Here is a 21,735-nt window from a genome sequence, read left to right as displayed (position 1 = left end):
GCGGTGTTTACTTTTAGGTCAGGCGCTTAACCGTGCACAAACGGCTGCGCCGATCTCTGCGGTTGATCGTCGCTTGCCGCCGTGCTTTGCCAGGTCTGCGGCTGTGGCCTCAAACAGGGCATGGCCTGCCGCGGCCATAGCCGGATCTTTACGAGCTAACCAATCCAGCATGCGCGCGGTGGTGAATAGCATGGCCGTGGGGTCCGCAAGGCCCTGGCCGGCAATATCCGGCGCGCTGCCATGAGTGGGCTCGAACATTGACGGCATGCTTGGGTCGGTGGGGTTCAGGTTGCAGGATGGTGCCACCCCCAAGCCGCCGGACAGCACCGCAGCCAGATCGGTTAAAATATCGCCCTGCAGATTGCTGGCCACCACCACATCAAACGCCCACGGGCTCTGCACGAACTTCATGCAGGCGGCATCCACCAGCTCATGATGGGTTGCCACATCCGGGTATTCCAGGCTCATGCGCTCAAACACTTCGGTATAAAGATCACCCCAGTAACGCAAGGCGTTGCGTTTGGTGACGAGGCAAACCTGGCTTTCACAGACGCGGCCATCTAATGTCTGAAACTGGCGTGTCTCGTCGTGTTGCTTGCGGTGAATGGCTCGGGCGCGGGCCTGCTCGAAGCCGTAACGAATGATGCGTTCGCTGGCGAAATGGGTAAATACTTCAATCTGGGTAGCCACTTCATGGGGCGTACCCTGGCGCAGGCGCCCGCCCTGGCTGACGTATTCTCCCTCTGAGTTTTCCCGAATGACCAGCATGTCGATGTCGCGTGCGCGATCGTCCGCCAGGTACTGGCGAGCGCCGGGCAGCAAGCGCGCGGGCCGCTCGCAAACCCACTGGTCAAAGCCCTTACGGATCTGCAGTAAGGGCGCCAGCGACACGCTGTCAGACAACAGATAACGATTGCGATCGGTCACCGGGCCAGGGTCGCCCAAGGCGCCCAACAAAATGGCATCAAAAGCGCGCAATTGATCCAGAGCGTCAGCAGGCATGGATTCGCCGTGTTGCTGGTGCCAATGGTGTGAGGGCCAGGGGAATTGGTGCCAACCCAGATCCAGTTTGAAGCGCTGGCGTAGTAACTCAAGACAATGAACGGCTTGATTGACCACTTCCGGGCCAATACCGTCGCCGGGTGTGATAGCGATGTTGGTTGTAGCAGACATTCAAACTCCTTGGTTGGTAAACAAAAAAAGCGCTACGTTAGCGTCGTTGTGATGAGTGTAGCTGTGATGGCAGCCAATGCCACCGGCCGACTCGATGAGTTATTTACGGCTGAGTTGGTAATGTGTCGTAATCCTACATAAATATACGCAGAGAGGGTAATGACGTTGTCTGAAAAACTATATGAAAAAAGCCGGTGTGACGAATGTGGCTGTGACGAAGGTTTGGATGTCGCTTTTTCATTCGCGCATCAGCCTGGTGATTGCCAGTCCGCCGAACTTGATTAAGCAGTATATGACTCTGTTGCGTGGTAATGAGCATAATGATAACCAACTGGCAGTGGTTACCGGTATGCTGGCCATGTCGGATCAACGGGTTAGCCAAGTGATCGCCTGGGGGTGGAAACCATGGAGGAATATTGCTGGCTTCGGCAACAGGGCATCAGCCAGTTTCAGGGCTACTTGTTTGCCCGGCCAGGCTTTGAAGAACTGCCGGAACCTTTTTTTCCGGAGGAGTAATTTGCTCGAACTTGTGCCTGTGCACTGCACAAGCGTTTTGTTTATTTCTTTCTACCAAGGCAGGTGTGTGTGTTTTATCGTATTTTGACCGTTATTGGTGGCGCCGTTTTTGTGGCCATTTTGTTCGCTCTGGTTTGGCTGTTTTGCCGACTGTTTTTGCAGCGTCAGGGTGTTACCGAACAGCTGCAGGAGCGCGCCAACAACTTGGCCACCTGGACATTTTTGGGTATCAGTGTGGGCCTGGTGTTTGCCATTGGGGGCGCTTTTGTATTGGGGCCCCTGGCATTTTACCGCGCCTTGCGCGGGTATGGTCTGGCCGTTGACCCGGGTAAGGCAATTTGGTGGGGGTTTGCGATTGTGGCTGCCTCATTGGGCATCACTGCGGTCGGCTTCTTCGGTTTTCTGGGGCTGGTGGGCGCCTATTGAGGTGGGTCACGTATCAGTTTTTGGCGAAACCACACCAGTGCGGGTTCTTGCTCATAGGCTTTGTGCCAGTATAAATGAACATTCACCGGCGGAAATGGCGCCGGAGTTGGCATAACGGCAAGGTCATGATGGCTGGCCAGTAGCCGCGCGTAAGACGCCGGCATGGTCAGCAACAGTGCAGTGTTGGCCACCACCCGGCAGGCTGCAAAATAGTGCTGACAGCGCAAGCGTATATCCCGCTGCAGTCCCAGTTTGGATAACTCGAAATCCTCCACGCCCGAACCTGTGGCCCGCGACGACACCAGTACGTGCTGTGCTTGCAGGTATGCTGCCAAATAGCGCTCAGCCGATAACTCGCCACTGGTCTCGGTCGGCGCCATAGTCACCCACGGGTGGTCTTTGCGCGCCAGAACCACCAGCGGGTCCTGGTGCAACCATTGGTGGCCGGTGTGCTCGCTCACCGGCAGCAGCACGTCAATCGCAAAGTCCAGCTTTCCCGCCGCCAGTTGGCTTTCCATGTCCCGGCGCGCCACTCTTTGGCTAACAATGTCCAGATCCGGGTAGGGCGCCAGCTGCGTCATCAGCTGGGGCAAAAATGTCGATTCCAAAATGTCGCGCAGAGCCAGCGAAAACGTCTTCTGCTGATGTGTCGGGTCAAAGCTATGGAACTGAGCGACGGCGCTGTGTATCTGGTTGAGTCCTGGCCGCATGGTTTCTATAAACCGGGTGGCCAGCGGCGTAGGTACCATGCGATTGCCTTGGCGGCTGAACAATGGGTCATTAAACCAGGCCCGCAACCGCGCCAGCGAGTGGCTGAGCGCTGGCTGGGTCAGGTGCAGGGTCTTGGCGGCGCGGGTCAGGCTGCCCTCGCGATAAATAGTGTCAAAAACCTGAAGCAGATTCAGGTCTGGCCGGTTTGCCGCCATGTTTTTCATTCCCGAGGTGCGCAGTGATATCAATTTTACTAATGGTAAAGGATAAGAATAATTCAGTCGCGTAATACTTTGCCTGTGCCTACACTGCCTATGCGTACATTGGACAGTAGTCGCAAACCGCGGGTGTCAGTAGCGCTCAGTCAGCGTAGGAGGTAAAGCAATGGATTTTTCAATTTCAGCCAAGGGCCAGGATTATCTGGAGCGGGTAAAACGCTTCATGGCCGACGAGATTGTTCCGGTAGAAGCACAGTACCACCGGGAGTTGGCGGCGCTGGATAACCGTTGGGTAGTGCTGCCCGTTATCCGCGAACTGAAGGCCAAAGCCCGTGAGCAAGGCTTGTGGAATCTGTTTTTCCCCGATGACACCTACGGTTGTGGCCTGCTGAATTCCGACTACGCGCTGATTGCCGAGGAGACCGGACGCAGCTTTATTGCGCCGGAAATCTTCAACTGCAACGCGCCTGACACAGGCAACATGGAGGTGCTGATCCACTATGGTTCAAACCAGCAAAAAGCGGAATGGCTGCCGCGTCTGCTGAGTGGTGAAGTTCGTTCGGCCTTTTGTATGACCGAACCCGACGTCGCCTCGTCAGACGCGACGACCATGGCGGCCACTGCCACGGTGGACGGCGATGAGGTGGTGCTGAACGGGCGCAAGTGGTGGAGTACAGGTGTGGGTCATCCGGACTGCAAGGTCGCCATTTTTATGGGCGTAACCGATACGGAGGCTGCCAAGCACCGTCGTCATTCGATGGTGTTGGTGCCGATGGATGCGCCGGGTGTCAGCATTGAGCGCATGTTGCCGGTATTTGGTGCCTTTGATGAGCCTTACGGCCATGGCGTGGTGGCGTTTAATAATGTGCGACTGCCGGTCTCTGCTTTTATTGCCGGGCCTGGCCGCGGCTTTGAGGTTGCCCAGGGCCGTTTGGGGCCGGGGCGGGTGCACCACTGCATGCGTGCCATTGGCGCTGCCGAACGGGCGCTGGAGTTGTTGATTAAACGGGCGCTATCCCGCGAGGCGTTCGGTCGGCCCTTGGCTAAACTGGGGGGCAACGTGGACAAGATTGCCAACGCGCGTATGGCCATCGAGCAGGCGCGTTTGTTGACGCTGAAGTGCGCCTGGGCGTTGGATACCAAGGGCATCGCTGGAGCATTGCAGGAGGTGTCGATGATCAAGGCGCTGGTGCCGCAGATGCTGCAGACGATTGTGGATGACGCTATTCAGATTCACGGTGGGGCTGGTGTGAGTGATGATGATTTTCCGCTGACGGCGTTGTTCGCGTATGCGCGGGTGTTGCGTTTGGCGGACGGGCCGGATGAGGTGCATCGGGCTATGGTGGCTCGGCTTGAGTTGCGTAAATATAACTGATTGCTCCGGAGTCTGGCAGCTTGCCGACGTAACGGCTGAAACACGCCTCAAGGCTCCCTGCGCGGCTTGGGCTCCGCCATCCATGGCTCCGCACAGTTTCATCCGCTACATCGGCAAGCTGCTCTTCGGCTTCGGCGATTGTAAGGTCGTATTTTCCACACATCAGGACATAATTATGACAAAAAGAGTGTTTATTACCGGTGGGGCCAGTGGGTTGGGGCGGGCGATTGCGCTGCGTTATGCCCGTGAGGGTGCGAAGGTGTGTATTGGCGATGTAAACCCGCAGCAAGGCGCCTTGGTGGAGCAGGAGATTTGTAAGGCCGGAGGTGAGGGCTATTACGTGGATTGTGATGTTCGCCGGCTGAAGGATCTGGAGCGGGTTCGGGAGGATCTGGCCGCGCGTTGGGGCGGGGTGGATATTGTGGTGAATAACGCCGGTGTGGCGTCGGCCGGGTCTATTGAAGACACGCCGATGGCGGACTGGGAGTGGATTCTGGACATTAATGTGCTGGGCGTAGTGCGGGGCTGTAAGGCGTTTACGCCTTTGTTCAAACAGCAGGGCGCGGGAACGTTTGTGAATATTGCGTCTATGGCGGGCCTGATGCTGGCGCCGATGATGAACAGCTACAACGTGTCCAAGGCCGGTGTCATTGCTCTGTCGGAAACCATGAGCCAGGAGCTGCGCGAGAACGGTATTCAGGTCAGTTGTGTATGCCCGGCGTTTTTTCAGACCAATCTGACCGAAGGTATGCGTTCGGTGATTCCCGGTATTCAGGGCAATGTCGCCAAGTTGATGAAGCGTTCCACGATTTCTGCGGAAGACGTGGCCGATGATATTTTTCGGGCGGTTCAAAGCAACACTTTCTGGGTTCTGCCCCACGTTAAGGAGCGCCGTATGTGGGTGCTCAAGCGCCACGCCCCCTGGGCTTTTGACTGGCTGATGCATCAGGGAAGTAAGAGCTGGATTAAAAAGATGGGTGCGAAGCCCAAATCCTGAAGGTGTCGGCACGGTCGAATTTTGCAAAACGGGAGTGGATGTAATGAGTCAGGTTGATCAGGCGGTGGCGGTGCGCGATGGCGAGGAGCTGGATGCCTCAGCGGTCGATCGCTTTATGAAACAGGCGGTGGCTGATTTGCAGGGCGAGCCGGTGATTCGCCAGTATCCCGGTGGGGCGTCTAACCTGACCTATCAGGTGGATTACGGCTCGCGTTCGTTTGTGCTGCGCCGGCCGCCGCTTGGAAAAATCGCCCGTTCAGCCCACGATATGCTGCGCGAAGCCCGTGTGATGGCGGCGTTGAAGCCGGTGTACAGCTATGTGCCGGAGATTGTTGCTACCTGCGACGATCACAGCGTTCTGGGCTGTGATTTTTACGTGATGCAGCGCCTTGAAGGCGTGATTCTACGCCAGGATTTCCCGGCGGATCTGGCTATGCCAGCAGAAGACGTTCGTACACTTTGCAAGAACGTGATCGACAAGTTGGTTGAGCTGCACAAGGTGGATGCCGAAGCCGCGGGCCTGAGCCAGCTTGGAAAGGGTGAAGGATACGTGCAGCGCCAGATTGGTGGCTGGAGCGAGCGATTTGTAAAATCCCGAACCGATGACGTGGGCGACTTTGCCGCGGTAATGAAGTGGCTGAATGAAAAGATGCCAGGCGATGTCGCCCAGGTGGTCATCCACAACGATTTCCGTTTCGACAATGTGGTGCTGAATCCTGACAACCTGTTTGAGGTGATCGGCGTGCTGGACTGGGAAATGGCCACCATTGGCGATCCGCTGATGGATCTGGGCAACAGTCTGGCTTATTGGGTACAGGCGGATGACGAAGCGCCGTTCAAAATGTTGCGGCGTCAGCCAACCCATCAGCCAGGTATGCTGACTCGTGACGAGGTGGTCACCTATTACGCGCAACAATCAGGACGACAGATCGAAAACTTCGATTTCTACGAGGTTTATGGTCTGTTTCGGCTGGCGGTGATTGTTCAGCAGATCTACACCCGCTATTACCACGGCCAGACTGCCGACAAGCGTTTCGCGATGTTTGGTCAGGCCACCAATTATTTGCAAATGCGTTGTGAGAAGCTGATTTCAAAGAGCAGCCTGTAATGGCAACGATCTATCTGGTGCGCCACGGCCAAGCCAGTTTTGGCGCGGAAGATTACGATCGCCTCTCGCAAATCGGCTGGCAGCAGGGGCGGGTGCTGGGGCGCGCACTGAGGTGTTTGCAGGCGGCGACAGCAAAGCCGCAGTTGGTGTTTGGCGGGACGTTACGGCGCCATCGGGAAACCGTGGAGGCTATGGCTAGCGGTTTTGGTGACGGCCTGCCGGCTATGCAGGTGGCGTCCGGTTTTGACGAGTTTGACCACGTGGCGCTGATTCACCGTCACCGGCCCCAGTGGCAGGACCATAGCGTTATGGCGCGGGATTTGGCTGCGTCCGCGGCGCCAGCCAAAATGTTTCAAGTGGAATTTGTCGCGGCGGTCCAGCGCTGGGCCAGTGGCTGCTTTGATCACGAATACGCGGAAAGCTGGCCCGGGTTCAAGGCCCGGGTTTTGGCGGCGTTGGACGAGGCAGTCAGCTACGCCGCGGGTAGTGACCTGTTGGTTGCAACCTCGGGTGGCCCCATCGCAGTGATTGTGCAGGCGCTGCTCGATCTGAGCGATGAACGCACGTTGGATCTGAACAGCATGATCGCCAACACCAGCGTTACCCGGGTGCTTTATAGTGGCCGCAGGCGCTGCAGCAGCGGGTGCCAAAGCGGCCGCCGGCGCAGTTTGGCGGTTTTTAATAACTACAGTCATCTGGAGGCGGAAGACCCCGCCCTGGTAACCTTTCGCTAACAACTTCGCTAACAACTTCGCTAACAATTTTGCTGAAAGCAGGGAAATCCATGAGCACTAATCTGTTTGATCTGAAAGGAAAAATCGCGTTAATCACCGGCGCCAGCCGCGGTATTGGCGAGAGCATCGCCCGCACACTAGCCGCCCAAGGCGCCCACGTGATTGTCAGCAGTCGTAAGCTCGACGGCTGCGAGGCGGTGGCCAGCAGTATTCGCAGCGCCGGCGGCAGCGCCGAGGCCTTTGCTTGCCATATTGGCGAGATGGATCAGATCGACGCGGTTTGGGCACACATTGAACAGACGCACGGCAAGCTGGACATTCTGGTGAACAACGCGGCCACCAACCCCTATTTTGGGCCGGTAGAAGACACCGATATGGCCGCCTTCAATAAAACCGTGGATGTGAATATTCGCGGTTACTTCTTTATGTGCGCCAAGGGTGCGCAGTTGATGAAAAAGCACGGCGGCGGGGCCATTGTGAATGTGGCGTCGGTCAACGGCGTTAACCCGGGCCATTTCCAGGGCATTTATTCCATTACCAAGGCCGCTGTCATTTCCATGACCAAATCCTTTGCCATGGAACTGGGACCAAGGAACATACGGGTGAACGCACTGTTACCGGGGCTGACCGATACAAAATTTGCCAGCGCGCTGACCAGCAACGAAGCCATCAAAAAGCAGGCGATGGCGCACATACCCATGAAGCGGGTAGCCAGCCCGGACGAAATGGCGGGCACAGTGCTGTACCTGGTATCGGCCGCATCCAGTTACACCACCGGTGCTTGTGTGAACGCTGACGGTGGCTATTTGACGGTTTGAATTGGCGCCTTAGACTGACGGCAGCGGGCAGGTGAGCGCATCAACGTCGCTTTTCAGCTTAGCTGCCTTGGCAGTCACGTTTACCAGTGCAGGTTCGCCACCCATAGCCAGCAAATCGCTCAACAGCTTGGCCATGGCGTTTTTGCTTTGTACCATGGTCTGTTGATAAGCCAAGCCGCGAGCCTGCTCGGGGTTTTGCAATAAATCGGCGATCACGCTAGCGAATTCCGCCTGCTGGCGTTGTTGCAGGGCTTCCAGAAACGCTTGCTGCCAGCGCTGGCGGCCTTCAAGCCAGATCTCGGTTTGCCCGGCCTGGGCGGCAGACCAGCGCTGTACGCGAAAATATTGGTCGTCACTGAAGTCGCCCAGCCAGGATTCCAGACGCTCCGCGGTGCGCTCGGCGCGGGCCGAGGCTGTGGCTTCGGGGGAGCGCTTTAACAAGTCCTGCTCCAACTCTTGCTGGCGGTCGGCCATATTAGCCGCCAATTCCTGAACTTGCTCGTCACTCAATGTTTTTAGAAAGGCCACTATCATCGGTGTGGCTTTATCAGTCAGTGCTGGCACTAAGGCAAGCAGTTGTTCCTGATGAAACTCCATACGCGCTGCGTCGGTGAGAACAGCTGCATTCGCATCGGCTATAACGCTGCTTAGCCAGAGTTCGTAACGGGGTAACTCCAGGCTGCAATGCCACTGGCGAAGATCTCGAACGCCCTGTTCGAGGGTGTTCTCTTGATCGCTGGTAAGTGATACATAGTCCTCAATCCACCACACCGTGCCCCAGTCCGCGTAACGGTAAGCCAGCCTGGCAGAGCTACAACCGGCAATCGCAAGCACTAAAACCAGCGTGACTGCCCATCGTAGAAGTATTGCAGGTTTGATACGCCGTGGCCGAGAGGAATCAAGCATTCAGAGCTACCTAAAAGATCGCTTACTTATTACTATACGTACGACATCTAAATACGTTATAGCAGCTAAACTAAATACGACAGCCGTTTGCTTTCAGACGCTACAGGAATGTTAATGTCTCGCTTCAGATCTGCCCGAGTGCGCCAGCTAATTTTTGGTTTTTACATGTCCTGCATGATGTCGTTGTTGATGTCTGGGGTAATTACTTTTATGAATACCGGGCTGGATGCTCAGTTTGCGTTCCGCTGGTTGCGTGCGTTTCTTGTGGCTTGGGGCGTGGCTTTTCCACTGGTGACATTTATCGCGCCCATAGCGGGCAAGCTGACCGAGTTCACTCTGCGCCAGATTACCGGTCAAAAATCTGAAAAGCCCTTTGACATCTAGGTGCTGCGGGCTTCTCGGTTAGTTGTCCATACCGGCACAATGCGACAATTGTTTTAGGGCGAGGATTGCGACAGGGTGGTGGGCACTGGCGGTTTGTGGTGCAGTGAATACAGAATGCGGTCGAGCACCGCTTGACCATTCCAGGCTGGATTGTGATTAACCATGCCCACCACAGCCCAGGTGGTGTTGTTTTCGTCGCGGGTAAAACCGGCAATGGAGCGTACGTTTTCCAGGTAACCGGTTTTAATCCGGCCTTCCCCTTTCATACCAGTATTCCGTAGCCTGCGGGCCATGGTGCCGTCCATTGCAATCAATGGCATAGACGCCATCAAATCCGCTGAATAACGGCTATTCCACGCATTTCTCAGAATGTCTACGCCCTGGCGAGCGCTGATGCGACCGTGCCGGGTTAAGCCGGCTCCGTTGTCGATCACCATGCCGGTGGTGTTAATACCTTTGCCCTCCAGCCAGCTGTAAATAGCACGAATAGCGGCTACCCGGTCGTCGTTGTCGGTGGCTCTGCGCTTTTCTGCGCCAATACCCAGAAGCAGCTGGCGCGCCATCACGTTACTGCTCCATTTATTGATGTCGCGTACCGTGGTCACCAAGTCGGGTGAGGTTGTGCGCATAACCAGTTTGGCGTTCTCGGGCGTAATGCCCACGCTGTTGATACCGCTGATTTGTACGCCCATTTCTGCCAGTAGCGAGCGGATCATTGATGCGCTGTAGCGCTCATGGGATTGCAAAGACAAATAGCGTGTGGTTCGACAGCCCTTGGGCAGCGTGCCTTTAACCGTTACGGTCACACTTTGGTCACTGTGAAAAACCGGTGTCCAGGTGAATGAGCCGCGGCCGGGGCAGTTACCTTTGGCGGAGCTGATCACCTGGTTGTCGATCACCACTTCAGCCAGGTTCGGTGTGCTCCAAGCGCGGGTGCCGCGTTCGTCTGAGCGAACCTCCAGCTGGCTCAAATTGAGGTTGGTCAAATACGGAGAGGGTTCCACCAGAAACGGGGCGTGGGGGTTGCTGCCGTTGTCCTGGAAAGGTGGAAAGCCGCCGTCAATCTGAAAATAGCTGCCGTCCAGAATCAGGTCGCCATTGACGTGGGTTATGCCCATATCCCTAAGTTCTCTGAGTGTTTCCCAGAGCCGCTCGAAGGTCAGTTTCGGGTCACCGCCAAAGCGTACATACAGGTTGCCGTTGAGCGTGCTGTCGGACATGTCACCGTCAGTGAGAAAGTCCGTGTCCCAGGTGTAGTTGGGGCCCAGAATTTCCAAAGCGGCGTAGGTGGTCAGGACTTTCATGATGGAGCCAGGGCTCATCAGGGTGTCGGCATTGATAAACTGCTCCAGGCCCGGCCCATTCATGGGTATAGCAGCCATGCTCAAAGCGCTGTCGCTGTTCAGTGATTTGGTTGCATAGGCCCGCATAGTGCCGTTCCATGCGCCTGCCTGCGCCATCGCGCTTTGGCCATTTGTATCTGTGGCCAAGGCCTGAGGCACCGGCCACGCCAGCAGCGCAGCGAACGCCAATCCACGCAAGCGGCGAACCGAAGCCGGCAAGGCAGTAAACGCGTTCACAGGGGATAACGAGCTTGGCATAATAGGGTCCGAAGTTGCATGGCGGGCGTTGCGTATTGATTAAACTTTCGACACATTTAACAGTAGCCTATTTTCCGCAGAGCTACCATTCACAAAGCTCGGCAAAACATTAAATATTCTTTCTAGCTCGTTATTTTTTTTATAAAAGGACATTGAATGAACAACTGTTTGACGAGAGGGATCTATTAATGGCGTATAGCGGCCAGTGTCTTTGTGGCGACGTCCAGTTTGAGTATGACGGCCCTTTGGGCCCGGTGGTTTTGTGCCACTGCAAACAGTGTCAGCGAGCGCACGGTAGTGCGTTTTCTGCCAGCGCGCCGGCACAGGCCATTCACATGCAGTGGTTGATCGGCGCAGACCAGCTAAAAGAATACGCTTCCAGTCCGGGCAAATACCGCGGCTTTTGTGGCCGCTGCGGCTCTCAGCTGTATAGCAGGGTAGACGCCATTCCCGCCATTTTGCGGCTGCGGGTAGGCGCGCTGGAAAAACCTTTGGGCAAAGTCGCGGCCCAACACGTATATGTAAACGCGCAGTCAGACTGGTTTCAGATCACCGATTCGCTACCACAGTTTGATAAGACGGAGCGCACGAACGACCCCCATTGAGTTGTATGGGCAATTTGGCTAGGGGCAGTTCTGATAAATTAATTGCAAATAATAATTATTCGCATTAAATTGTTTGTGTGACGTTTCACTGATGTTTGTGACTGCGCACGTATGAGCGGCGCCATCATAAGACACTTTAATGTTGGCCAATGCTGAATTGGGATACATCTGGAATCAAGGAAGTGCTATGACGCCGGAACAGGAATTGATGGGTGGGCTGAAAATTGCCGGAATTGCGGGTTTGTTTATCTGCCTTGTGCTGGCCGCGCTGGCTCTGACCGGTCAAGTTCCTTTGTAAAAGTGATCTATCACGTTAACACTCAGATCAAGTGCTGCTCGGTGTGACTGGGTCGGGGGTGATTCTGCTATAATGCGCACCCTATTCAATCACCGAGGAAACCTGCCATGTCACAGTTGCCACCTTGCCCCCAATGCGCCTCTGAATTTACCTACGAAGACGGCGCCCAGTTGGTGTGTCCGGAGTGCGGCCACGAGTGGAGCGAAACCGAGGCTGCCGCCGCAGAATCAGAGAAAATGATCCGTGATGCCAACGGCAACGAACTGCAAGACGGCGACAGCGTAACGGTCATTAAAGACCTTAAAGTGAAGGGTTCTTCGCTGGTGGTGAAAGTGGGCACAAAGGTTAAAAGTATAAGGTTGGTTGGTGGTGATCACGATATTGACTGCAAAATAGACGGTATTGGACCGATGAAACTGAAGTCGGAGTTCGTCAAGAGAGTCTGATGCGGGGTATGTGCTCCAGGTTGTGAAAATCTGAGAGTTAGCTGCTATATGCGACTTAAAATAAGGTATTTGTCGCAGATGGCTAATCCCAAATGACCACCGTGAAAAGACGGCAAAACCTGCAACCCTAGCGGAAGCTTCTTTTTTGGCTTTATTAAAGGCTATGTCTAAGTTAGCTGTTGCACGGACCTGTAGCCTAGTGACTCACCCAGACAAATCAATGGCGAGGCAGTCCCGCCGGAAGCATTGGCAGGGCTGCTGACACTGTTCAGCCCAGCCAGCCCAGGAGCAGCAGCAGAGTAATGATCCAGGCGCTGGTGATCACGGCTCCGCTGCCCCACAGCCGATTCCAGCGCCGCTCGACGTCGCGCCAGCGATGGCGCCGGATCTCCGTTTCAACTGCTGGCACGGGCGGGCGCTGCATGATTCGCTTGAGCTTGAGCGATCCGGCTCGGGCTGGATTGGGCAACTTCTGCAGTGCCCCGGGAATGGTCCAGCCAGACTGGTGGACTGCCCAGGCGGCCGCCGCGGCCACGAGCAGTGGCCAGCTTGCCGACCACAAGGTTTTTATCGGCAGGCTGGCTACCAGCGCTTCGCGCAATTCGGGCCAAAGCCACGGCAGCAGAGCCGGCATTACGCAGAGCAATGCCCAGGGTAGTAACTGACCCTTCGGGGGGGAAGCGGCGCGGCCTTCAGGCTGGTGCCGCCACATTAGCCAGAGGGCGCGCAGCAAGAGCATTGCTGTTGCTGCGGAGCCTGCTGTCAATAGCATCAGCCAGTGGCTGACGTCACTGGCATAAACCGCATCCTTGAGCAATATCTTGACTGCCGCACCACTGGTCAGCGGCAATCCCGCCAGTGCCATTGCCGGTAAAGCCATCAACAGCCAGTGCAGAGGGCTGAGCCGATAGTGACTTGCCAGGCCTGCACCCATGAACAAGGCACCCTTGGCCAGACCATGGTGCACGCCAAAAAGAGCCAATAGCGTCGCAGCCGCGGCAGTGGACTCCGGATGCAACCAGGCCAGGCCAAGTACCACCAGCAGGTAGCCGATCTGACTGACCGACGAATAGGCCAGGGCGCTTTTGGCCTTGCTCTGTATCAGCCCCAGAGCCACACCGTAGAATGCGCTGATGGCGCCGATCGCCAATAGCGCCAGGGCGACGTTTTGCAGCCAGGGGTCCTGCGTTGGCAGGAACCGCCATAAACCCAGAATCCCCGCCTTGATCATTGCGCCGGACAGCACTGCGCTGGCGGCCGCCGGTGCAGCCGGGTGAGCCAGTGGAAGCCAGACGTGCAGTGGCCAGAAACCGGCCTTCAGACCGAAACCAACCAGCAGTACGATTGCTGTCAGCGAGCCGACAGGGACGGCTTGCCAGGCCGCCAGCTCCAGCGCGCCGCCAGCTTCGTGAATACGCAACAGCATGCCGGCGAAAATCAGCATTTCGCTTAAAATGGCCAGTTGCAGGTAGAGCCGTCCCGCCTGGCGGGGTGCAGGGCCGCGCTCGTGCACGATCAACCCGTAGGCGGCCAGACTCATCAAACTGAAACCCACATAGAAACTGGCGGCATCCTGGGCTATTACCAGTAGCAGATTTCCGCTCAGGGATAATAGCCAGCTGGACCAGAAGCGAAAACGGTGTTGATCGCCGACCAGATCGGTGTGCGCGAAACGGCTTGCGCAGCCCCAGAGTAGTGCACTGAATGCCAGCCAGGCGCGAGCGAGCAGATCCTCCGCGGCCCATGCTGCCCCCGGCCAGAGTATTCCCGGCTCCAGTGTTGGAGTGGGCCACAGGCTGAGTAGCAGTGCCGGTAAACAACATAGCCACAGCCAGGGGCCGATGCGATTTGGCCAGCGCCACAGCAGGGCGCCCGCGAGTAGCGGGGAGAGGGGCACAAGTAACCAGAATAGAGCACTCATAAGCCGAACCGCCGATTGATGATCAGTTGGCTCCAGGCCAGCGGGCTTAGCTCACTGCCAGCCAGCACGCCGGCCAACAGGGCCAGCGTTGCGGTGAACAGTACCGGTGCGAGCAGCATCCAGTGGGTTTCTCCCAGCCCCGGTCGTCCGTTACCCAGGGCGTGTTCCTCCGGCCATTGCGTCGGCGGCTCGGCAAACCAGCCTCGATAGATCAGGGGAAGGAAGTAGGCGGCATTGAGCAGACCAGAAAGCACCAGCACCAGCAACACCCAATCCTGCCCGACCTCCAGGGCGCCCAGGCCCAGATACCACTTGCTGATGAAGCCGGCGGTTGGCGGTACGCCGATCATGCCCAATGCGCTTAATGTGAACGCAGTCATTGTCAGCGGCATACGCTTGCCGACTCCGTTCATTTCGTTTATCCGATGGATGCCCAGGGTTTCTGCGAAATTGCCGGCGCAGTAGAACAGCGTCACCTTCATCAGGCCCTGGTGTACCAGATGCGCCAGCGCGCCAACCGCGGCGATCGGGCCCATCAGCGCGACCCCAAGGGTGATGTAGGACACCTGGCTGATGGTGGAGTAGGCCAGTCTTTTCTTCAATTCCTGCTGTTGCAACGCCTTAAATGAACCGTACAGGATCGTTGCCGCTGCGAGAGCCAGCAGTGGCATTGCCAGTCCGAGCGCCTGCACCTGCTCAACGCCATAAACGTCATAGACCACCCGAACGATGCCGAAGGCGCCAGCCTTGACCACCGCGACAGCATGTAGCAGAGCGCTGACCGGAGCCGGTGCGACCATCGCCTGGGGCAACCAGCCATGTAAGGGGATCAATGCAGCCTTGACGCCCAGACCACTGATCATCAGGGCGAAGGCGAGTATCAGGCTGGGCCGATGAGCATCGATCAGGGGCCCCAGGTAGCCACCTGCCTGGAATTCGGGGCTGCCTGTGATGCTGTGCAACAGTGCAATGCCCATCAATAGAAGCGCGCCGCCACCCAGTGTGTAGGCAAGATAAACACGTCCTGCGCGCAACGCTTTCTGCGTGCCCCGGTGGACGACCAGCGGAAATGTTGCTAGCGTCAATAGTTCGTAGAAAAACAGAAAGGTGACCAGATTCCCGGCCAGAGCCAAGCCCACCGTCGCGCTGACGCACAGGCTGAAATAGCCGAAGAACCGTGAGCGCAGTGGCGAATCCTCGAGATAGCCGATCGCATAGATGGTAGTTGCCAGCCACAGCACCGAGGACAGGGTAACGAACTGCAACGAGGTGGCACCCCCCTGCAGCACCAGGCCACCACCGGGCAGGAAGCCAATGGCGAAGCGAAACTCCAGCCCCTGATTGACGCCCCAGAGCATCACCCCGACCAGGCATAGCTTGAGGATGACGGCGAACAGGTTGAGGCCGATGCGCAGCTTCACCTGATCTTCGCGCAGGCTGAATATGACCAAGCCGGGCAACAGCGAGCTGAGTATGATTGCCGGCGGCAGCAGGGTGGTCCAGGCGGTTATCACAGCCCCACCTCACGGAACCAATTGATCAGCGGCTCGCTCATCAAGGCCATGGCCCACACAATCAGGGCAGGCAACATCGCGAGCCACTGGGCCGAGACATCGGAATCATAATCCGGCGGGTTGGGGTCGGCACGATCAAACGCGATGGCCACCACCCGGAATACATAGCCGGCACTGGCCAGAGTGCCAAGCAGCACGCCCAGCGCCCAGGGCCAGCGGGCAGGTTCCAGAAATAGCGGTTGCAGCAGCACCCATTTGGCCACGAAACCGCCGCTGGGCGGCAAGCCGATCAGACTGCCGCCGGCGACTGCGAACGCGAACATGGCGATCGGCATGGTCTGGCTGGCCCCCTTGAGCGCGCTGACATGCCGGCTTCTCAGCGTCGCCTGCATCTCGCCGGCGGCCAGGAACATCGACACCTTGGCCAGGCCGTGGGCAATCACGAACAGCCACAGCGCGATAGACATGTTCGCATCCTGCCAATACAGCAACAGACCCAGGGCCAGCAGGGCATAGCCTAGCTGGGCGACCGTGGAGTACGCCACCAGCACCTTGATCCAGGGTGTGCGCAGTGCAGCCAGACCGCCGCTGACCAGGGCGGCAATACCGGCAACCGCGAAGAAGATACCCGCCTGCCTGGCGAGCTCTACTGGAGCCACGTTATCCCAGAGCATCCAGAGGATGAACAGGGGGCCCTTTACCACCAGCGCCGAGAGCAGTGCGCTGACCGCCGTAGGCGCAGCAGCGTGGGCAGCCGGAAGCCATTGATGCAAAGGCCAGAGTGCGGCTTTTACCATCAACCCCAGCGTCAGCAGTAACAGAGCCAGGCGCGTGACCTGGTCATTGGATGTGACACCGGCGAGCGCACGTATATCCAGCACGCCGTATTGGCCGTAGAGCAGTGCGACGCCGAGCAGGTAACACAGCGATGCGGCGAGGGACAGCAGCAGATAGCGTAGCGCTGGTACGTGTGACCTCGGCCCAGAGAGAATCACCATTGCCACCGCGACCAGCCCGAGCAGTTCCAGGGTGACATACCAATTGAACAGATCGCGGGACAGCCAAAGTGCGCCCAGGCTGGCATGCAGCAGACAGGAGAGGGGCCAGAAGTCGGTATCACGGGTCTGACTGTGACGGCTGCGTTGGGCATAAATCGCCACCAGCAGATGAATCAGGGCGGTAAACACCAGCAGCAGAGCGGTGAGCGGGCCGAGCTCGAAGCGTATCCCCAGCGGCGTTTCCCAGCCGCCGAGATTGAGCTGCTGCGTGCCGTTGATAACGACCTGGTACAGGGCCAGTGCCGCGCACCCCAGGCTGGTCGCATTCGCCAGTATCACCAGGCTGCCGGCGCGGACCCGCAACAGCAGCAAGACCAGCGCGGAGATCAATGGGATCAGCAGGCTGAGCAACGCCGCGCTCATTTGCGTTCCGGTTCGTTTTTGTCGAGCGGATCGGCGGTTGCCAGGCGCAGGGCAAAGGCGGTGGCACTCGCCGCCACCACTAGGCCGGTGACGACCAGGGCCTGCAATACCGGGTCGACGGCTGCGTCCCGGCTGGCCAGCGCGACCATGACCATGAACACACCGCTGCCCATCACATTTACCGCCATGATCCGGCGTAACGCATTGCGCTGAACCAGCAGCGCGTGCAGGCCCACCACCCAGAGGGTGACACCACCACACAGATAAATCAGAGCATTGGTCATGGCGCGGGGTGTTCGTTTTCGCCGATCACCAGAACGGTCAGGCTGGTGGCGATCGATAGGGTGGCGGTTATTTCAATCAGCAGGATCAGCTGCTTAGCCCACCCGGGCGGGTAGGTTAGCCAGCTGGCACCCATCCAGTGGGTGCCAGCGGCTACCAGGGCAAAGGTCGCCACGCCGCCCAACATAAGCGCGCGGACCGGCCAGCGGCTCCAGCGAATAGCGGGCAGCAGGCCGGCGAGGCGCAGCATGACCGCGCCGGCAGCGAGCACGGCCCCGGCCTGGAAGGCGCCGCCAGGTGCATGGCTGCCGCGCCACAACAGGTAACCGCCGACGATGATCGTCAGCGGCGCGAGCATTCGGCTCCAAGCGCGTAGCAGTGGCCAGGCCGGCGGTAAAGCCATACCAGAGCGGCCCAGCTGGCGAACGCCGATCAGTGCTAGTAACAATACCACCAGCTCCAGCAGCGTATCCCAGGCGCGAAAGTTCAGCAGCACCGCCGTGACCGGATGGCTCACGCCACTCTCGTCCAGGTGCGTATCGACCAGGGCGGGTAGCACACTGTTACTGTCCGCCAGTGGTTGTATCGCGCGGATCAGTAACGCCAGCACCAGCACAGCGAGCAGCAAGCTGATCGCCAGCGGCACACGGGCTGGTTGGGAGGTCGACTCTGCGGCGCTGCGAGCCAGCGCTGCGAGCAGCATGACGCCGATCAGTCCGGCACCAATCGCAGCCTCCGCCAGTGCCAGGTCGACAGCGCCCAGCCGGGCCCAGGTGAGCGCCAGCATGAGACCGAACACGATGAACAGCACAATGGAGGTATAAAGACTACGCGTGTGCAGCGCCGCACCAGCGAGGCCGAGTAGCAACAGAATCAGCGTCAGATCGAAGACCAGTTCAGTGGCCATCGGAAGATTGCTCCTGAAGGGTTTTGGCGTCAGCTCTGTCCGCGTCGCGCTGGTAGCGCGCCAATAGTTGGCAGGCAGTCGCCCCGGAGGCCATGACCAGCAGCCAGACCAGCAGCATCTGAGTGACCGATTGCCAGCTATCGCTGCGCAGCGATAGGCCGACCACGAGCAAACCCAGGCCCAGGGTGTCAGCCTTGGTGACGGCATGCAGGCGGCTGTAGGCGTCGGGAAAACGTAACAGCCCGACTGTGCCGGCCAGAAAGAAAAATAACCCGGCCAACAAAAACGGCCAGCTAAGCCAGCATAGCCAGGTGTTCAGCTCAATCATGTCGGCTCCGGCGTAATAGTTGGACCAGTGCCGCGCTGAGCACTGCAGCCAGCACGGCCAACACCAGCGCGGCCTCGATCAACGCCGGCTGACCCTGACCATGGGCCAGCAATAACAGCACCGCTGCGCCGGTAGTACCGAACAACTGCACGGCGAGCAGGCGGTCGGCACGACTCGGGCCGCGCACCACACGCCACAGACCCACGGCAATGCTTGCGAGCAATATGGTAGCAAGCATCATCATGCGGTTTGTTCTCCGAGTAATTGCGACAAGCGTAATTCCAGTTGTGCCACGGTTTTTTCCCAGTCTTGATGCTGATCCAGCGTATGCACATGCAGCGTTTGATCTTCATAGTGCGATGAGAGTGTACCGGGCAACAGGCCAACCATCGCCGATAAAAACAGGCAAACACGCGGATCCCTGCTGGTCAGAGCGAATGTCTTCCAGGCCGGTGACACCGGTAAACTCGGATGCAGGGCTCGGCGGGCTACGTCCCAGCCACCCGAAAATAGCTCGCGCAGAAAGAATCCTAGAAAAGCTGGAATCGCCTGCCACCGCAGTGAGCCGCAACGCAGTTCGAGACGGTAGCCGGCGAAGGTTGCTATCGCTGCCAGAGGTATCCCGAATGCTCAGCCCTCTGCGTTGCTCAGCAATGCCCATACGCCCAGCCAGAAGCAGAAACTGAATAATGCATTGAGTGCTTTCGTGGTTTTGCCTGGCTGACGACGGGAACCGGCTGGACGGGCTGGCTTGCTTGAGGGGTTCGCCACTGGGACTCCTGCAGGTGGGCTTAGGCTCTATATTAGAAGAAGTCGGACTAGGTCTCAAACCGGCAGGTTAAAAGACTTGCCGGAACCTGACTGTCATTTTTGCTTACGGTGTCGTGATTGCGGGCCGCCCCAGTATCGCTGAAACCGCTTATGGAGCACCCTAATGGCACTGCCGCCTGCCCGCCGCTTTCTGCGTCTGGCCGGAACCGCTACCCGGATTGCCGGTGGCGTGCTCGGCCAGCGCCTGCTGCGCGGACGTTCGGGAATCAACTGGCAGCCGGTGGGCGACATGAAAGGGCCTGTTCTCAAGCTCGGGCAGATGGCGTCGCAGTGGTATGATGTGCTGCGTGAACCGGTATCCCGTGCCCTCGGCGCCCTGCAGAACAAGGTGCCGGCGCTTCCTTATCAGCATTTGCAGGCCCACCTGCAGCGGGTCTACGAAGGCGAGCTGACAGACTAATTCGAACATATTGATGAGCAGCCTTTCGCGGCGGCTTCGCTGGGGCAGGTACATCGCGGCCGTGGACTGGATGGTCAGGCTCTGGTGCTTAAGATCCAGTATCCGGGCATTGCCGCGATCTGCACCGCGGATCTCAAGCAGGTACGCCGTCTGCTGCCTCTGGGTCGGCTGTTTCGGGCGCCGGCAGCGCAGCTCGAAGGGGTTTACCGGGAGCTGGAGCAAACCATCACAGCCGAGCTGGATTACGCAGCGGAAATGCAGCGGCTGATAGATTTCCGGCAATTTTTTGCTGCATACCCAGGCAACTTCGCCTATACGGAGGAGGGTCAACTGGTGGTCTATGATTTTGGCTGCATACAACCGGTCGAAGCGTCCTTGCTGGCGGCCTATGTGCAGACGTTCCGAGCGCTGCAGTCAGGCAAGGCCGAGGAACTGGAACGCGGCTTTCAAGCGTTGGGTACACGGCAGCCGCAGTCAGCACCGCCGTGGGCTCTGTACCGCAATCTGACCGTGCTCCTCGGGCCGCTGTTACAGCCAGGCGTGCTCTGGGATTTTGCTGCCCGGCCGGTCCATGACCAGGTTCAGCAATTGATTCCAGATGCACTGAGCGCGCTCGGCAGCCTGCAGCCAGCGCCGGGCACATCAATGACTGTACAGAAGCGCCCGCGCTCATCAAAAAAGTTGAAGGTGCACAGATACTCATAGCCGATAAAGGATACGACAGTCAGACGATACGCGCTGAGGCAGAAGCCCTCGAAATGAGCGTTATTATCCCCAGAAGGAAAAACTCGATAAAGGGAAACAAGGGGCTCGACTGGCATTTGTATAAGCTCAGACACCTGGTCGAGAATGCGTTTGCCAGGCTCAAGCAGTATCGGGCCGTCGCCACCCGATATGACAAACTGACTCGTAACTATGAGAGCATTGTGTCATTGGCTTGTGCATTTCTCTGGCTGCCGATGTGAATTATCAACAGACCCTAGGCAGTTTTCTGGCCTTGTTCATCATGTTTCGTATTATCGCGGTAGCCGAAGCCAAGCGCCTCAAAGAGCTGATGTACCTGTCGCGACACGATGAACTGACAGGAGTGGGCAATCGTTCGGGGCTAAGCGCTAGCATCGACAGCCTGCTGCGGCGCAAACAGAGCTTTATGGTGGCTGTCATCAATATGGACCACTTTCGCGGCGTTAATGACCGTTTTGGGCAAGAATACGGTGACCAGGTGCTCTGCGCATTTGCACGCAGGCTGCTCAGCGTAGTCGACGAAAAGGACGTAGTTGCTCGTTTGGGCGCCGATGAGTTTGTGTTACTGATTAAGGCGGTGAATTTACAGGCGATCGAGAGTCATGCGCGCCAGCTTAGCCACCAACTGGACAAACCGCTGGAACTGGAACAGTTTCCCTTGCAGCTGGGTGCCAGCATCGGTGTAGCGGTGTACCCCCGTGATGGCGATTCGGTGAATACGCTTTTACGCAGCGCGCACCTGGCCTTGTATCAGGCCAAAAAGAGCCGCAATGACTGGTGTCTTTATCGGGAAGAGCTTGAGCAGGCCTACATCCGCCGAGTACAGATTGAACAACGCTTGCGCCAGGCGTTGAGCCTGGGGCAGCTGAGCATGGTGTTTCAGCCTCAGGTTGATTGTGCCAAAGCCGTTTATGGTTATGAAGCGCTGGTGCGCTGGTACGACGAGGAACTCGGCCACGTTGGCCCTGATGAATTTGTCGGGATTGCCGAGTCCAGCGGACTTATGCCGGCATTAGGCCGGTTTGTGATGGAAACCAGCATTCGCGAGTTTTCCTAGTTTGTGGGTGCCCA

The 21,735-nt window shown here is 57.8% G+C and carries 26 protein-coding genes and 1 pseudogene; 15 read left to right on the top strand and 12 right to left on the bottom strand.

Translation table 11 applies throughout. The features are described from left to right. Nucleotides 1-18: 18 nt before the first annotated feature. Entirely contained in the window at nt 19-1,173 is a 1,155-nt protein-coding gene (locus ATI45_RS08950) for an isocitrate/isopropylmalate dehydrogenase family protein (RefSeq protein ID WP_098419185.1), read from the bottom strand. Between the two features lie 181 nt (nt 1,174-1,354). Here ATI45_RS08950 and ATI45_RS08945 point away from each other — a divergent pair, with 181 nt between their 5' ends. Then, nucleotides 1,355-1,777 (top strand): hypothetical protein, encoded by a 423-nt coding sequence (locus ATI45_RS08945; RefSeq protein WP_179888400.1) that lies wholly within the window; start codon nt 1,355-1,357, stop codon nt 1,775-1,777. After that, nucleotides 1,759-2,115: a hypothetical protein gene (locus ATI45_RS08940; RefSeq protein WP_098419184.1), complete on the top strand. Its 357-nt coding sequence runs from the start codon at nt 1,759-1,761 to the stop codon at nt 2,113-2,115. The genes ATI45_RS08945 and ATI45_RS08940 overlap by 19 nt, the downstream gene beginning before the upstream one ends. On the opposite strand, the gene ATI45_RS08935 is transcribed toward ATI45_RS08940, so the two are convergent. Then, the gene (locus ATI45_RS08935; protein ID WP_098419183.1) at nt 2,109-3,041 is read right to left on the bottom strand and encodes a LysR family transcriptional regulator; all 933 of its coding nucleotides are present in this window, start codon (nt 3,039-3,041) and stop codon (nt 2,109-2,111) included. The genes ATI45_RS08940 and ATI45_RS08935 overlap by 7 nt on opposite strands. Nucleotides 3,042-3,210: 169 nt before the next feature. Here ATI45_RS08935 and ATI45_RS08930 point away from each other — a divergent pair, with 169 nt between their 5' ends. From ATI45_RS08930 to ATI45_RS08910, 5 genes are all read left to right on the top strand, one after another. After that, nucleotides 3,211-4,419, top strand: coding sequence for an acyl-CoA dehydrogenase family protein (locus tag ATI45_RS08930; protein WP_098419182.1), 1,209 nt, complete (start codon nt 3,211-3,213; stop codon nt 4,417-4,419). 175 nt (nt 4,420-4,594) lie between these two features. Continuing rightward, nucleotides 4,595-5,416: an SDR family oxidoreductase gene (locus ATI45_RS08925; protein WP_098421695.1), complete on the top strand. Its 822-nt coding sequence runs from the start codon at nt 4,595-4,597 to the stop codon at nt 5,414-5,416. Nucleotides 5,417-5,459: 43 nt separating this feature from the next. Further along, nucleotides 5,460-6,524, top strand: coding sequence for a phosphotransferase family protein (locus ATI45_RS08920; protein ID WP_098419181.1), 1,065 nt, complete (start codon nt 5,460-5,462; stop codon nt 6,522-6,524). Further along, nucleotides 6,524-7,258 (top strand): histidine phosphatase family protein, encoded by a 735-nt coding sequence (locus ATI45_RS08915; protein WP_098419180.1) that lies wholly within the window; start codon nt 6,524-6,526, stop codon nt 7,256-7,258. Before ATI45_RS08920 ends, ATI45_RS08915 begins: the two co-directional genes overlap by 1 nt. A 50-nt stretch (nt 7,259-7,308) precedes the next feature. After that, complete coding sequence (locus ATI45_RS08910; RefSeq protein WP_098419179.1) at nt 7,309-8,076, top strand: SDR family oxidoreductase; 768 nt, start codon at nt 7,309-7,311, stop codon at nt 8,074-8,076. Between the two features lie 9 nt (nt 8,077-8,085). Here the strand turns inward: ATI45_RS08910 and ATI45_RS08905 are convergent, their stop codons facing one another. Then, the gene (locus ATI45_RS08905) at nt 8,086-8,982 is read right to left on the bottom strand and encodes a DUF6279 family lipoprotein (protein WP_098419178.1); all 897 of its coding nucleotides are present in this window, start codon (nt 8,980-8,982) and stop codon (nt 8,086-8,088) included. Between the two features lie 114 nt (nt 8,983-9,096). Between ATI45_RS08905 and ATI45_RS08900 the strand changes: the two genes are divergently transcribed. Continuing rightward, the gene (locus ATI45_RS08900) at nt 9,097-9,366 is read left to right on the top strand and encodes a DUF2798 domain-containing protein (RefSeq protein WP_098419177.1); all 270 of its coding nucleotides are present in this window, start codon (nt 9,097-9,099) and stop codon (nt 9,364-9,366) included. 53 nt (nt 9,367-9,419) lie between these two features. Here ATI45_RS08900 and dacB read toward each other — a convergent pair whose 3' ends face one another. After that, on the bottom strand, nt 9,420-10,967 hold the full coding sequence (gene dacB, locus ATI45_RS08895) for a D-alanyl-D-alanine carboxypeptidase/D-alanyl-D-alanine-endopeptidase (protein ID WP_098419176.1): 1,548 nt from the start codon (nt 10,965-10,967) through the stop codon (nt 9,420-9,422). 188 nt (nt 10,968-11,155) lie between these two features. Here dacB and ATI45_RS08890 point away from each other — a divergent pair, with 188 nt between their 5' ends. The 3 genes from ATI45_RS08890 (at nt 11,156) to ATI45_RS08885 (ending at nt 12,316) form a co-directional block, all read left to right on the top strand. Continuing rightward, nucleotides 11,156-11,572 (top strand): GFA family protein, encoded by a 417-nt coding sequence (locus tag ATI45_RS08890; protein WP_098419175.1) that lies wholly within the window; start codon nt 11,156-11,158, stop codon nt 11,570-11,572. 139 nt (nt 11,573-11,711) lie between these two features. After that, complete coding sequence (locus tag ATI45_RS22250; RefSeq protein WP_179888007.1) at nt 11,712-11,870, top strand: hypothetical protein; 159 nt, start codon at nt 11,712-11,714, stop codon at nt 11,868-11,870. Nucleotides 11,871-11,977: 107 nt separating this feature from the next. Continuing rightward, nucleotides 11,978-12,316: a zinc ribbon domain-containing protein YjdM gene (locus ATI45_RS08885; protein ID WP_098419174.1), complete on the top strand. Its 339-nt coding sequence runs from the start codon at nt 11,978-11,980 to the stop codon at nt 12,314-12,316. 268 nt (nt 12,317-12,584) lie between these two features. Here ATI45_RS08885 and ATI45_RS08880 read toward each other — a convergent pair whose 3' ends face one another. The 8 genes from ATI45_RS08880 to ATI45_RS23310 are packed head-to-tail and all read right to left on the bottom strand — an operon-like array spanning nt 12,585 to nt 19,304. Further along, on the bottom strand, nt 12,585-14,237 hold the full coding sequence (locus ATI45_RS08880) for a complex I subunit 5 family protein (RefSeq protein WP_098419173.1): 1,653 nt from the start codon (nt 14,235-14,237) through the stop codon (nt 12,585-12,587). Beyond that, on the bottom strand, nt 14,234-15,751 hold the full coding sequence (locus ATI45_RS08875; RefSeq protein WP_098419172.1) for a complex I subunit 5 family protein: 1,518 nt from the start codon (nt 15,749-15,751) through the stop codon (nt 14,234-14,236). The genes ATI45_RS08880 and ATI45_RS08875 overlap by 4 nt, the downstream gene beginning before the upstream one ends. Continuing rightward, nucleotides 15,748-17,172, bottom strand: a complete 1,425-nt coding sequence (locus ATI45_RS08870) for a complex I subunit 5 family protein (protein WP_098419171.1) — start codon at nt 17,170-17,172, stop codon at nt 15,748-15,750. Before ATI45_RS08870 ends, ATI45_RS08875 begins: the two co-directional genes overlap by 4 nt. Further along, nucleotides 17,169-17,456, bottom strand: coding sequence for an NADH-quinone oxidoreductase subunit K (locus ATI45_RS08865; protein WP_098419170.1), 288 nt, complete (start codon nt 17,454-17,456; stop codon nt 17,169-17,171). Before ATI45_RS08865 ends, ATI45_RS08870 begins: the two co-directional genes overlap by 4 nt. Next, entirely contained in the window at nt 17,453-18,361 is a 909-nt protein-coding gene (locus tag ATI45_RS08860) for an MnhB domain-containing protein (RefSeq protein ID WP_098419169.1), read from the bottom strand. Before ATI45_RS08860 ends, ATI45_RS08865 begins: the two co-directional genes overlap by 4 nt. After that, on the bottom strand, nt 18,351-18,680 hold the full coding sequence (mnhG, locus tag ATI45_RS08855) for a monovalent cation/H(+) antiporter subunit G (protein WP_416376590.1): 330 nt from the start codon (nt 18,678-18,680) through the stop codon (nt 18,351-18,353). Before mnhG ends, ATI45_RS08860 begins: the two co-directional genes overlap by 11 nt. Nucleotide 18,681: 1 nt before the next feature. Next, the gene (locus ATI45_RS08850; protein ID WP_098419167.1) at nt 18,682-18,933 is read right to left on the bottom strand and encodes a monovalent cation/H+ antiporter complex subunit F; all 252 of its coding nucleotides are present in this window, start codon (nt 18,931-18,933) and stop codon (nt 18,682-18,684) included. Then, nucleotides 18,930-19,304: a Na+/H+ antiporter subunit E gene (locus tag ATI45_RS23310; protein WP_416376589.1), complete on the bottom strand. Its 375-nt coding sequence runs from the start codon at nt 19,302-19,304 to the stop codon at nt 18,930-18,932. Before ATI45_RS23310 ends, ATI45_RS08850 begins: the two co-directional genes overlap by 4 nt. A 319-nt stretch (nt 19,305-19,623) precedes the next feature. On the opposite strand from ATI45_RS23310, the gene ATI45_RS08840 reads away from it, so the two are divergent. The 4 genes and pseudogenes from ATI45_RS08840 (at nt 19,624) to ATI45_RS23155 (ending at nt 21,721) form a co-directional block, all read left to right on the top strand. After that, entirely contained in the window at nt 19,624-19,920 is a 297-nt protein-coding gene (locus tag ATI45_RS08840) for a hypothetical protein (RefSeq protein ID WP_098419165.1), read from the top strand. A 9-nt stretch (nt 19,921-19,929) separates the two neighbouring features. Next, nucleotides 19,930-20,625, top strand: coding sequence for an AarF/UbiB family protein (locus tag ATI45_RS08835; protein WP_098419164.1), 696 nt, complete (start codon nt 19,930-19,932; stop codon nt 20,623-20,625). Continuing rightward, nucleotides 20,550-20,885, top strand: a pseudogene (locus ATI45_RS08830) (IS5 family transposase); the annotation flags it as partial. The gene ATI45_RS08835 and the pseudogene ATI45_RS08830, both read left to right, overlap by 76 nt. Next, the gene (locus tag ATI45_RS23155; RefSeq protein ID WP_323807647.1) at nt 20,882-21,721 is read left to right on the top strand and encodes a bifunctional diguanylate cyclase/phosphodiesterase; all 840 of its coding nucleotides are present in this window, start codon (nt 20,882-20,884) and stop codon (nt 21,719-21,721) included. The pseudogene ATI45_RS08830 and the gene ATI45_RS23155, both read left to right, overlap by 4 nt. Nucleotides 21,722-21,735 lie beyond the last annotated feature (14 nt).

The sequence above is a fragment of the Marinobacter sp. LV10MA510-1 genome, from assembly GCF_002563885.1.
Lineage (GTDB): Bacteria > Pseudomonadota > Gammaproteobacteria > Pseudomonadales > Oleiphilaceae > Marinobacter.
The sequence above is the reverse complement of the archived record's forward strand: the minus strand, read 5'-3'. Positions and strand labels throughout refer to the sequence as shown.